This window comes from Nocardia grenadensis, from assembly GCF_050942415.1.
Taxonomy (GTDB): Bacteria; Actinomycetota; Actinomycetes; order Mycobacteriales; family Mycobacteriaceae; genus Nocardia; species Nocardia grenadensis.
On the sequence record NZ_CP192054.1, the window covers coordinates 5810522 to 5824034 of the forward strand.

The window sequence follows — 13513 nt, forward strand, 5'->3', positions numbered from 1 at the left end:
TCACCACCGGTAGTCGAGGAACTTCCCGTCGAAAGTGATGACCACGCGATCGCCGTCGGGGTCGGGACGGCGGGCGAAGTCGACCTTGAAGTTGATGGCACTCATGATCCCGTCACCGAACTCCTCGTGGATGAGTTCCTTCAACGCGGGCCCGTACACCGAGAGCGCCTCCACGAAGCGATAGATCGTCGGATCGCTCATCAGTGCCGGATCGGCGCCGCGGGCCGGCTGTAAGGCCAGGCTCTCGGCCACCGTATCGTCCAGCCCTAGCAGTCCACATACCGTGCCCGCCTGCTCCGCCGTCATCGGATGCTGCCCGAGCAACGCCGCGGTCGTCCACACCAGCGGGGCACCGAGAGCGTCGGCGATATCGGCCCAGGACAAGCCCTGGCGGATACGGGCGGTGACAACGAGGTCGGCGGCCGCGCGCTTGCTCATGATCGGTTCCATACGAGACTCCTAGCATCGGGAAACATCGAAAGCCTCCCATCGCCGAACGCGCCGAACCGAATCGGTATCACAATGTTTACCTCCGAGACATCACGGTCGGCGTGGCCGTCACTCGAGGTCACGCGCGAGGCACACACACCGCGCGGCTCCGGTGAGGGCTCGGTAACACGGGTGCGCTCGGCGCGATACCGGCGGGAAATCTCGGCATCGCACACTTCGGCACGGAAGACCACAACCGAAGGGCGTGCCATGTCTTATCTCAAACCAGCGGACTTCGTAAAAGAAATGATCGACGCCGGCGAAGCGAAGGCATTCATGTCCACGCGCGACACCGTGATCCGCGCCTGTATGGCCGGGGCGATCCTGGCGCTCGCTGCGGCCTTCGCGGTCACCGTCACGGTCCAGACCGGCCAGGCGCTGCTCGGCGCGGTCCTGTTCCCGGTGGGTTTCTGCATGCTCTACCTACTCGGGTTCGACCTGCTCACCGGCGTATTCACCCTGGTACCGCTGGCCTGGCTGGACCGGCGCCCCGGCGTGACCTGGCGAGCCCTGCTGCGGAACTGGGGTCTGGTGTTCACCGGTAACTTTCTCGGCGCGTTCACCGTCGCGGTCATGATGGCGGTCATCGTGACGATGGGTTTCTCGATGGATCCCAATGAAGTCGGACAGAAACTCGGCGAAATCGGCGTTTCCCGCACGGTCGGCTACGCCGACCACGGTGCCGCGGGCATGCTCACGCTTTTCATCCGCGGTGTGCTCTGCAATTGGATGGTTTCCACCGGGGTGGTCGCGGCGATGATGTCGACTTCGGTGTCCGGGAAGGTCATCGCCATGTGGATGCCCATCATGCTGTTCTTCTACATGGGATTCGAGCATTCGATCGTCAATATGTTCCTCTTCCCGTCCGGCCTGCTGCTCGGTGGTGACTTCTCGATCGGCGACTATTTGATCTGGAACGAGATCCCCACGGTGATCGGCAATCTGGTGGGCGGTCTCGCCTTCGTCGGCCTGACGCTCTACGCCACCCATGCGCGCACCGCCACGCCGCGACCCCGGCCGACCGATACCACCGGTACCAACTCCGCGGTGGCCACCACGGATGCCGAGACTCAGCCGGCGGCGAAGGCCGACGCGGGCGCGCGGGTCGCTTCGGCGGCCCAGTAGTCGGTGTCGACGGCCGCGTTCTGCGCCGCGAAGAAGCGGCGGCGATTCTCGATATCGGCCGGGTCGACGACGAAGGCGGTCATCGCGGTGGAGACCCGCTGCGCGTGTTCGTCACCGATCCAGCGCAGGATCCGGGCCGCCTCTTCCTCGGAGTACTCCGCCGTCTCCTCGCCGGTCGCCACCCTCTGGATCCGGTTCAGCTTCGCCCGGGCCGGCGCGGACAGATACTCTTCGCCGGCCCGCCGCGCCGCGCCGCGCAGTTGGATCCCCTCCCGTCCGAGAGAGTAGGCGAGCACAGCCCGCTCCAGTTCCGCGTGGGCCGCCGGAGTGTTCATCGCCGCAGCGTAATTCGAGGCCGCGACCACTTCGGCCAGGTTCTTGTCGGCCAGCGACACATCGCCCCCGTGTTTCACCACATAACCTCGTGCCTCCACCGCGCGCTGGATCATGTTCTCGTCGGTGAAGCCGGCGCCGCGCAACGATGCGGCGACCTGCCCGAGGAATCCGCCACCGCCGACGAGCACCCCGTCGACCGCGGCGGCCGCGCCCCGCACCGTGTTCACCCCGCCCCGGCCGGCCATATCGGCGACTGCGGTCGCGTCCCTGGCGGCATGGGAGAGGTGCAGCCGATCGAGGAAGGCGTGCGTGAACAGACCGTCCGGGCCCCCGATCTTCTCGTCGTTCCACCGCATGTTCCACGCACCCCACTGGTCGAGCATGGCGCTCTGCCGTTTCCGGGAATGCGGTTCCAGCGGCGCGACCCGGTCGAACAGCCATGCCGCCGCCGGGGTGCTGTTCAACGTACTGAGCGCGGCGGCCCCGGCGATCAATCCGAGTCCCGGAACACCGGAGTTGGACAGGCCGCTGGAACCCATGCCGAGCGCCGAACCGCCGCCGGCACCGCCCGCACCACCGCCCGGCGCCTGCTGTAGAGCGAGCGAGAACCGATCGACAATCCACTCGTTGCCCTGCCGCAGCGCGGCGGAGAACCGCCGGAACTGGAGCAGGCCGACGATTTCCACCACCGCGCCGAGGATCAGGACCAAGGTCGCTTGATCGCCCGCCTGGTCGAACAGGTTGCCGAGGAACAGTACATACAAACCCAGATAAATGACATAGGCCGCCATCACCACGGCACCGTAGAAGCTGTCCACGAGGTTGCGGACCAGGAACGTCTGCGTGGGACCGTAGACGAAACCACCCGCCGCGAAACCGAATATCGCCGCGAAACCGTGGAAGATCGAATCGAGAGCCGACCAGATGATCTTGATCGAGAGGTAGGTCCCGAACGCGAGCAGAATACCGGCGCAGATCAGTACGACCAGCCCCGAGCCCACCTGTCCCATGGTCGGGTTCAGCGCCGCCTGGTGCGCCGCCGCATCACCGCAGGCACGCAGCCCGGAGGCCAGGGCCGAATCCGAACCCGACCGCATTCCGGCCGACCAGACAGCCGCGCAGCCCGGCCGGTCGTCGAGCACATGCCCGAAGTTCCACACCTGGACCTGCCGCCGGGCGAAATTATCGGCCAGATTCACCTGCATCGTCGCGACCAGCCCGGTCGGGTCGCTGTGCATATGCCCGGTGAGCCCGGCCGCGACCGCGATACCGAGATCCCGCCCCTGCGACATCAGCCCGTGCGAAGAGAGGACATCCTCGAGCGGTTGGGCCATGAAGGCCGGCCCGATCACGGCGACCCCGACCATGGTCACCGCCTGGGTGGCCGCCCGCGCATGGTGGCCGCGCAACACGAACCACGCCACAATGAACGCACCGAGCGAAGCCGCGACGATGAGCACCATCGGGATACCGATCTGCGCGTGCAGGCTCCGGGCGACTCCGGATAGCGCGTCCCCGAACGGATCCAGCCAATGAAAGCTCATCGTGTAGCCGATCACCCAGATCGCACCTGTCACAATGACGATATAGCCGGCGAATTCGAGTCCGAGTACCACCGAGATGGCCGTTTCCAACGGCTCGAACAGACTGCCGTGTGTGGTGACGAACCGATAGTGGGTCAGTTCGACGCCGCTGGAATCGCGGACGTTCATCCAGTTCAGTGCCGGAAAACCGGCGGTTGCCACCGATTCGGTGTCCCCGGCCGCGGCCAGCGCGGCCGCCCCGAGCGTTGCGGGGAGCACGAACAGAACTGAACCGAGCACCGCGAGCCGCCGGAACCATCGGCGGCGACGTGCCGGCTTCGTAACCTTTACACCGGCATCCTGCGCACGCCCGGCGCGTGCCCGAGTACCGCGCACGAGCTGGGTGATTCGGAATGTCATGGGCCCTCCGGCGGTCGTCGGTTCGGCAACTGTTCGACGACTCCGGCAGACAGTGCGCTGCCACGGTATTCACCACTGTTCGACCCAACGACGTTTGTACGCAATGTGATCGAAATGCCCGGTTTATATTCCCACTGCTGAACCGATCCGGCCGCGGCCGGGGCCGGATACCACGCCGCACCCGACAGCAGTTTCGAATTCCGCCCGGCCGCGCTGCCGGACGGCCTGCGGAAAAGCTCCCGGCCCCGGCCGGCGAACAACGGGCCCGGAACGCACTTCGGCCCCGCACCGAAACGGTGCGGGGCCGAATGCTGTTGCTACCTACCGATTACCGGTAGTCGCTGAACCCGTAATCGTCCAGCGGGACCGCGGCACCGGTGGTGGCGCCGAAGCCCTCCGGGCTGTAGTAGGTGTCGTCGTAGGACGGCACCGCGTACGCCGCGGCACGCGCTTCCTCGGTCGGCTGAACCTGGATGTTGCGGTACCGGTTGATACCGGTACCGGCCGGGATCAGCTTACCGATGATCACGTTCTCCTTGAGGCCGATGAGCCGGTCGGAGCGGCAGTTGATCGCCGCGTCCGTCAGGACTCGGGTGGTCTCCTGGAAGGACGCCGCCGACAGCCACGAATCGGTGGCCAGCGACGCCTTGGTGATACCCATCAGCACCGGACGTCCCGCCGCGGGCTCATTGCCCTCGGCGACCACGCGACGGTTGGATGCCTCGAACTCCGAACGCTCGGTGAGTGAACCGGGCAGGAACTCGGTGGCACCCGAATCGATGATCGTCACCCGGCGCAGCATCTGGCGGACGATGACCTCGATGTGCTTGTCGTGGATGGACACACCCTGGCTCCGGTAGACCTCCTGGACCTCGTGGACCAGGTGGATCTGAACCTGCCGGGGGCCCATCACGCGCAGCACCTCGTGCGGATCCGCCGCGCCCTCCAGCAGCTGCTGGCCGACCTCGACGTGATCGCCGTCGGAGAGCAGCCGCTCGGTGCCGTCGTCGTGCTTGAACACGCGCAGCCGCTGGCGCTTGGACAGCTTGTCGTAGACCACATCGTCCCCGCCGTCGTCGGGAATGATGGTGATCTTGTAGAAGCGGTCGTCGTCCTCCAGCCGTACCCGACCCGAGACCTCCGCGATCGGTGCCTTGCCCTTGGGCACACGAGCTTCGAAGAGCTCCTGCACACGGGGCAGACCGCCGGTGATGTCGTCACCCGCGACACCACCCTGGTGGAAGGTACGCATGGTCAGCTGGGTACCGGGCTCACCGATGGACTGGGCGGCGACGATACCGACGGCCTCGCCGATATCGACGAGCTTGCCGGTGGCCATCGAGCGGCCGTAGCAGGTCGCGCAGACTCCGGTGCCGGTGGTGCAGGTCAGCACGGAGCGGACCTTCACCTCGGTGATACCGGCGTCCAGCAGCGCCTCGATCGCGGGATCGCCCAGGTCCGCGCCCTTGGTGACCACGACGTTGCCGCTCTCGTCGAGCGCGTCCGCGGCCAGGGTGCGGGCGTAGGCCGAGGTCTCCACGTGCGGGTCACGGATGAGCAGGCCGTCCGGCTGCTTCTCCGCGATATGCACGGTGATACCGCGTTCGGTGCCGCAGTCGTGCTCGCGCACGATCACGTCCTGCGAGACGTCCACCAGACGACGGGTCAGGTAACCCGAGTCGGCGGTACGCAGCGCGGTGTCGGCCAGACCCTTACGAGCACCGTGGGTGTTGATGAAGTACTCCAGCACCGTCAGGCCCTCACGGAAGGAGGACTTGATCGGCCGCGGGATGAACTCACCCTTCGGGTTCGTCACCAGGCCCTTCATACCCGCGAGGGTACGGGTCTGGGTGAAGTTACCCGTGGCGCCCGAATCGACGATCGTGATGATCGGGTTGTCGGCCGGGTAATGCGCGCGCAGCGCCCGACCGACCTCTTCGGTCGCTTCCTGCCAGATCTTGACCAGGGCGTTGTTGCGCTCCTGATGATCGAGCGCACCACGCTGGTACTTCTTCTCGATCTGATCGGACTGCGCCTCGTAGCGCTCCATGATCTCGGCCTTCTCCGGCGGAACGAGCACGTCCGACATGGAGACGGTGACACCCGAACGCGTGGCCCAGTAGAAGCCGGCGTCCTTGAGCTTGTCGACGGTCTGCGCGACCACGATCATCGGGTAGCGCTCGGCGAGATCGTTGATGATCGTCGCCTGCCGCTTCTTCGGCATCGGCTCGTTGATGAACGCGTAGTCACCCGGGAGCAGCTCGTTGAACAGCACCCGGCCCAGGGTGGTCTGGGTGGTCCACGCGTCGCCGCGCCGCCAGCCCTCCGGGAACAGTTCCGCCTCGACGTCCCTGGGCGGACGCTGATCGGCCAGCCGCACCTTGATGGTCGACCGCACGGTGAGCTCACCGCGGTCCACCGCCATCTGCGCCTCGGCCGGCGAGGAGTACACGCCCTGCTCCGGACCGTCGGCCGTCGCGGGCCGGTACTCGCCCTTGGCGCCTTCGTCGAGCCGGGTCAGGTAGTACAGACCGGTCACCATGTCCAGACGCGGCATGGCCAGCGGGCGACCCGACGCCGGGGACAGGATGTTGTTCGAGGACAGCATCAGGATGCGGGCCTCGGCCTGCGCCTCCGCGGACAGCGGCAGGTGCACGGCCATCTGGTCACCGTCGAAGTCGGCGTTGAACGCCTCACAAACCAGCGGGTGCAGCTGGATGGCCTTACCCTCGACCAGCTGCGGCTCGAAGGCCTGGATACCGAGGCGGTGCAGGGTGGGCGCACGGTTCAGCAGCACCGGGTGCTCGGCGATGACCTCTTCGAGGACGTCCCACACCTGCGGCCGCTGCCGCTCGACCATCCGCTTGGCGGATTTGATGTTCTGCGCGTGGTTGAGGTCGACCAGCCGCTTCATCACGAACGGCTTGAACAGCTCCAGCGCCATCAGCTTGGGCAGACCGCACTGGTGCAGTTTCAGCTGCGGGCCGACAACGATCACCGAACGGCCGGAGTAGTCGACACGCTTACCGAGCAGGTTCTGCCGGAAACGACCCTGCTTACCCTTGAGCAGATCACTCAGGGACTTCAGCGGGCGGTTACCCGGGCCGGTGACCGGCCGGCCGCGACGGCCGTTGTCGAACAGCGCGTCGACGGATTCCTGCAGCATCCGCTTCTCGTTGTTGACGATGATCTCGGGGGCACCGAGGTCGATCAGTCGCTTGAGGCGGTTGTTGCGGTTGATGACGCGACGGTAGAGGTCGTTCAGGTCGGAGGTGGCGAAGCGGCCACCGTCGAGCTGGACCATCGGCCGCAGCTCCGGCGGGATCACCGGAACGGCGTCGAGCACCATGCCCATCGGGGAGTTGCCGTTGGTCTGGAATGCCGCGACGACCTTGAGCCGCTTGAGCGCACGCAGCTTCTTCTGGCCCTTACCGCTGCGGATGGTCTCGCGCAGGCTCTCGGCCTCGGCCTCGATATCGAAGTTCTCCATCAGCTTCTGGATGGACTCCGCGCCCATCGCGCCGGTGAAGTACTCGCCGTAGCGATCGGTGATCTCGCGGTAGAGGACCTCGTCCACGATCAGTTGCTTGGGAGCCAGCTTGGTGAAGGTGTTCCAGATCTCCTCGAGCCGGTCCAGCTCACGCTGGGCCCGGTCGCGGAGCTGCTTCATCTCCCGCTCGCCGCCGTCCTTGACCTTGCGGCGCACATCGGACTTCGCGCCCTCGGCCTCGAGCTCGGCCAGATCGGCCTCGAGCTTCTGGGCCCGGGCCTCGAGGTCGGCGTCGCGCTGATCGGCGACGGTCTTCTTCTCGACCTCCATCTCGGCCTCGAGAGTCGACAGCTCGTTGTGCCGCATCTCGTCGTCGACCGCGGTGATGACGTAGGCGGCGAAGTAGATGATCTTTTCCAGATCCTTCGGCGCCAGGTCGAGCAGGTAGCCGAGGCGGCTCGGCACACCCTTGAAGTACCAGATGTGGGTGACGGGGGCAGCCAGCTCGATATGGCCCATCCGCTCACGGCGCACCTTCGCCCGGGTCACCTCGACGCCGCAGCGTTCACAGATGATGCCCTTGAAGCGGACGCGCTTGTACTTACCGCAGTAGCACTCCCAGTCCCGGGTGGGACCGAAGATCTTCTCGCAGAACAAGCCGTCCTTCTCCGGCTTGAGCGTGCGGTAGTTGATGGTCTCCGGTTTCTTCACCTCGCCGTAGGACCACTGGCGGATGTCGTCGGCGGTGGCCAGGCCGATCCGGAGTTCATCGAAGAAGTTGACGTCTAGCACGTAACTTCCTTTCCCCTGTGCGGGTCGAATACGAGCAAAAGTTCTCTATTGGATTCGAACGCGTTGGCCGGGTACCGCGCCGTAATTCGTCACGGCACCCGGCCATCGCCCTAGTTCGCCAGATCGTCGACGGTGGCCGCTTCGTTCCTGGACAGGTTGATGCCCAGGTTGGCCGCCGCCCGCTCGAGATCCTCGTCGTCGCCGTCGCGCATCTCGATCGCGGCGCCGTCCGACGACAGCACCTCGACATTGAGGCACAGGGACTGGAGTTCCTTGAGCAGAACCTTGAACGATTCCGGGATGCCCGGTTCCGGAATGTTCTCGCCCTTGACGATCGCCTCGTAGACCTTCACCCGGCCCACCACATCGTCGGACTTGATGGTCAGCAGTTCCTGCAGCGTGTAGGCCGCGCCGTAGGCCTGCATGGCCCAGCACTCCATCTCACCGAAGCGCTGACCACCGAACTGCGCCTTACCACCGAGCGGCTGCTGGGTGATCATCGAGTACGGGCCGGTCGAGCGGGCGTGGATCTTGTCGTCGACCAGGTGGTGCAGCTTCAGGATGTACATGTAGCCGACCGCTACCGGGTACGGGAACGGCTCACCCGAGCGGCCGTCGAACAGCATCGACTTGCCGTCGTCGTTGACCATGCGCTCACCATCACGGTTGGGCAGAGTCGACGCCAGCAGCCCGGTCAGTTCCTCCTCACGCGCACCGTCGAAGACCGGTGTCGCGATATTGGAATCGGCCGGAGCGCCCAGCATCTCCTCCGGCAGCGCCTTCGCCCAATCCGGACGGGTGCCGTCGGCGGCGACATCGACTTCCCAGCCGGCTTTACCGATCCAGCCGAGGTGGGTTTCCAGGATCTGCCCGATATTCATACGACGCGGCACACCATGGGTGTTCAAAATAATGTCCACCGGCGTGCCATCGGGCATGAACGGCATATCCTCGGTCGGCAAAATCTTGCCGATCACACCCTTGTTCCCGTGCCGGCCCGCGAGCTTGTCACCGTCCTGGATCTTGCGCTTCTGCGCCACATACACCCGGACCAGCTCGTTCACACCCGGAGGCAGATCATCGTCATCCTCACGCGAGAACACGCGGATACCGATCACCTTGCCCGACTCACCATGGGGCACCTTCAGCGAAGTATCACGCACCTCACGCGCCTTCTCACCGAAAATCGCCCGCAACAACCGCTCTTCCGGCGTCAGCTCGGTTTCACCCTTCGGAGTGACCTTCCCGACCAGAATGTCACCATCACGCACCTCGGCACCGATCCGCACGATCCCACGCTCGTCGAGATCAGCCAAAACCTCATCGGAAACATTCGGGATATCGCGAGTGATCTCCTCGGCACCCAACTTCGTATCCCGAGCGTCGATCTCGTGCTCCTCGATATGAATCGAGGTCAACACATCATCTTCCACCAGACGCTGGGACAGGATGATCGCGTCTTCGTAGTTGTGACCTTCCCACGGCATGATCGCCACCAGCAGGTTCTTACCGAGCGCCATTTCACCGTTCTCGGTGCAGGGGCCGTCGGCGAGGACCTGACCGCGCTCGACGCGCTGGCCTTCGTCCACGATGGGACGCTGGTTGGCACACGTGCCCTGATTCGAGCGGGCGAACTTCCGCATCCGGTAGGACTTGCGGGTCCCGTCATCGGCCATGACCGTGACGTAATCCGCCGACACTTCCTCGACCACACCGGCCTTGTCGTTGACCACGACATCACCGGCATCCACCGCGGCCCGCAACTCCATACCGGTACCCACCACAGGAGCCTCGGAACGAATCAACGGCACGGCCTGACGCTGCATATTCGCACCCATCAAGGCACGGTTGGCGTCATCATGCTCGAGGAACGGAATCATGGCCGTCGCCACCGACACCATCTGCCGCGGCGACACGTCCATGTAGTCGACCTCGGTGGCGTCGACGAATTCCATTTCCTCGTTACCGCGGCGGCACAGCACCCGGGCCTCGACGAAATTGCCGTCGGCATCGACCGCGGAGTTGGCCTGGGCCCGGACGTGCCGGTCCTCTTCGTCGGCCGTCAGGTACTTGACCTCGTCGGTGACGCGGCCGTTCTCCACCTTGCGGTACGGCGTCTCGATGAAACCGAACGGGTTGACCCGCGCGTACACCGACAGCGAACCGATCAGGCCGATGTTCGGACCTTCCGGGGTCTCGATCGGACACATGCGGCCGTAGTGCGAGGGGTGCACGTCGCGGACCTCGAGGCCCGCGCGCTCACGGGACAGACCGCCGGGGCCCAGCGCCGAGAGGCGGCGCTTGTGGGTCAAACCCGAGAGCGGGTTGTTCTGGTCCATGAACTGCGAGAGCTGGGAGGTTCCGAAGAACTCCTTGATCGCGGCCACGACGGGGCGGATGTTGATCAGGGTCTGCGGCGTGATGGCCTCGACGTCCTGGGTGGTCATCCGCTCGCGGACCACGCGCTCCATCCGGGACAGGCCGACCCGGATCTGGTTCTGGATGAGCTCGCCCACGGTCCGCAGACGCCGGTTGCCGAAGTGGTCGATATCGTCCACATCGACCGGGACCTCGACACCGCCGGGGGCGGTCATCGTGCGGTCGCCGGCATGCAGGCGCACCAGGTACTCGATGGTCGAGACGATGTCCTCGCGGGTCAGCACGGACCCGTCGATGGCCTCACCCGGGTGCAGGCCGAGCTTCTTGTTGATCTTGTAGCGACCTACGCGCGCGAGGTCGTAACGCTTCTCCTTGAAGAACAGGTTCTCCAGCAGGGTCTGCGCGGACTCCTTGGTGGGCGGTTCGCCCGGGCGTAGTTTGCGGTAGATATCGAGCAGCGCCTCGTCCTGGCCGGCCGTGTTGTCCTTTTCCAGCGTGGACATCATGATCTCGGAGAACCCGAAACGCTCGGTGATCTCCTCGCTGGTCCAGCCGAGGGCCTTGAGTAGCACGGTCACCGGCTGACGCCGCTTGCGGTCGATACGCACACCGACGGTGTCCCGTTTGTCGACGTCGAATTCCAGCCACGCGCCACGGCTCGGGATGACCCGCACGCTGTGCAAGTCCTTCTCGGTGCTCTTGTCGACGGAGTGATCGAAGTAGACGCCCGGCGAACGCACCAGCTGGGAAACCACGACACGCTCGGTGCCGTTGATGATGAAGGTGCCCTTGTCGGTCATCATCGGGAAATCACCCATGAAGACCGTCTGGCTCTTGATCTCGCCGGTGTTGTTGTTGATGAACTCCGCGGTGACGAACAACGGCGCCGCGTAGGTCATGTCCTTGTCCTTGCACTCGTCGATCGAGGCCTTGACCTCCTCGAACCGAGGATCGGAGAAGGACAGGGACATGGAGCCGGAGAAGTCCTCGATCGGCGAGAGCTCCTCGAGTACCTCCTCGAGCCCGCCGACCAGCCCGCCGTCACCGCGAGCGGCAGCCCGCTCACGCCAATCCGGTGTGCCGACCAACCAGGCGAAAGATTCCGTTTGTAGATCGAGAAGACCGGGCACCTCCAGCGGCTCCCGGATCTTCGCGAAAGACACCCGCAACGGAGCCCCGGGAATACCCCCGGAAACTCCCAGCTTCGTATTGGCGCTTGTCTGGGTGGAGACTGCCAAGATGCGTCCTTCCAGCACCTCACGCGCGTCGCGTGGTGGTCCGCGACCGTCGCTTGTCTGCTACATTTTGGGATTCTCGCTGGTCACGACCCGAACGAGACTCGAACAGCAAACAACGGAAGCAACACCGGAAGGGTGGGACTTTCGTAGTGCGATCAAGGAATGGACAGGAGGCAGCCAGCGCAACGTCCAAACCTACACCTACCTATACGGAGGTGTCAAAGTACCACCCCGGCGAAGCGTTGCGTGGCTGACGCGCCGGGCCGGTTCCGCTGGCTGCGTTCCGGTCCACGGGCGGAGCCTCCGACAACGAATTCGGCGCTGGCGGTCGTCCACTACCGACGGCGGCCGAAGCCGCCACCAATAGCGTGACTGGTCCGGCGAAACTCGTCAAGTGGCCGTGCCGACCTGGTGTCCTTCCAAAGGCCGGCCGCGCTACAAGATCACTAACGACCCACCGCATCGGCCCAGTTCCGGCCGGATACGGCGGCCGCCGCGGCCCGGAAACACTCCCCCGGGCACAAAACAGCGCGCCGGGTGCGAACCCGACGCGCTGCTTTCGGAAACACGCTTTCTTACACCTTGGGGTACTGCGCGGTGTCGAAATCCGACCCGGGGAACTCGCTACCGCGGTCACCGGCGCGCTGGCCCGAGTTGTAGGACATGACCATCGTCTCGTCGTTCTGATCGAGCGACTCGCGGATGGCCACCTGCGCGGCATGCGGCAGAGTGTGCATGATCTCACGTACCCGGTTCTTGCGGCGTTCCACCGCCTGGCGCACCGGCATCCCCGGCTGAGCCTTCATCTGCGGGATGATGCCATCGACCTCTTCGGCACCACCGTGATGATGGCCGGCGTCCACCATCGCCTGCTCGCGCGCCATCTGGGCCTCGTCCTTTTCCTCGGACATACCGATGGGGCCGATCATGCGGCCGTTGAGGAACTGTTTGACCACCGGCTCCTCGCTGGTGAGCAGCACCTCGCGCGGGCCGAACATGACCAGCTGACGGCGGAACAGCATGCCGATATTGTCCGGCACGGTACGGGCCAGGTTGATGTTGTGGGTCACGATGAGGATCGTGGCATCGATCTGGGCATTGATATCGATGAGCAGCTGGCTCAGATACGAGGTACGCACCGGATCCAAACCGGAGTCGGGCTCGTCGACCAGGATGATCTGCGGGTCCAGTACCAGCGCCCGGGCCAGCCCGGCCCGTTTGCGCATACCGCCGGAGATCTCGCCGGGCAGTTTGCCCTCGGCGCCGAGCAGACCGGTGAGCTCGAGCTTCTCCATGACGATCTTGCGGATCTCGGACTCGGACTTCTTCGTGTGCTCGCGCAGCGGGAACGCGACATTGTCGAAGAGGTTCATCGAGCCGAACAGCGCACCGTCCTGGAACAGCACCCCGAAGAGCTTCCGGATCTCGTAGAGCTCCTTGTTGGAACAGGTGGTGATATCGGTACCACCGATGAAGATGGAGCCGCGCTCGGGCCGGAGCAGGCCGATCAGCGACTTCAGGAATACGGACTTACCGGTCCCCGACGGGCCCAGCAGCGCGCTGACCTCACCGGCAGGCAGGGTAATAGAAACGTCCTGCCAAATCCGCTGTGAACCGAATGACTTGGTTACACTCTCGGTCCTGACCTCGACGCCCACGCCAACCTCCACATTTCTCAGCGAGCTACCCGCTTTGCACCACCGACCCGGTAGCGGTGCGTC

6 protein-coding genes are annotated in these 13513 nt (G+C 65.0%); 1 reads left to right on the top strand and 5 read right to left on the bottom strand.

The window, feature by feature from the left end:
• Entirely contained in the window at positions 1-450 is a 450-nt protein-coding gene (cynS, locus tag ACQPYS_RS26430) for a cyanase (protein ID WP_063041914.1), read from the bottom strand.
• A 249-nt stretch (positions 451-699) separates the two neighbouring features.
• Here cynS and ACQPYS_RS26435 point away from each other — a divergent pair, with 249 nt between their 5' ends.
• On the top strand, positions 700-1614 hold the full coding sequence (locus tag ACQPYS_RS26435; protein WP_433491134.1) for a formate/nitrite transporter family protein: 915 nt from the start codon (positions 700-702) through the stop codon (positions 1612-1614).
• Here the strand turns inward: ACQPYS_RS26435 and ACQPYS_RS26440 are convergent.
• The 4 genes from ACQPYS_RS26440 to ACQPYS_RS26455 all read right to left on the bottom strand — a co-directional run bounded on the left by ACQPYS_RS26440 (position 1560) and on the right by ACQPYS_RS26455 (position 13450).
• Positions 1560-3752, bottom strand: coding sequence for a hypothetical protein (locus tag ACQPYS_RS26440; RefSeq protein ID WP_433491135.1), 2193 nt, complete (start codon positions 3750-3752; stop codon positions 1560-1562). The genes ACQPYS_RS26435 and ACQPYS_RS26440 overlap by 55 nt on opposite strands.
• Positions 3753-4221: 469 nt before the next feature.
• A complete protein-coding gene (locus ACQPYS_RS26445; protein ID WP_433491136.1) occupies positions 4222-8175 on the bottom strand; it encodes a DNA-directed RNA polymerase subunit beta' in 3954 nt (1317 codons plus the stop codon).
• Positions 8176-8285: 110 nt separating this feature from the next.
• Positions 8286-11810, bottom strand: coding sequence for a DNA-directed RNA polymerase subunit beta (locus tag ACQPYS_RS26450; RefSeq protein ID WP_433491137.1), 3525 nt, complete (start codon positions 11808-11810; stop codon positions 8286-8288).
• A 557-nt stretch (positions 11811-12367) separates the two neighbouring features.
• Positions 12368-13450 (bottom strand): ABC transporter ATP-binding protein, encoded by a 1083-nt coding sequence (locus ACQPYS_RS26455; protein ID WP_245664645.1) that lies wholly within the window; start codon positions 13448-13450, stop codon positions 12368-12370.
• Between the last annotated feature and the right edge of the window lie 63 nt (positions 13451-13513).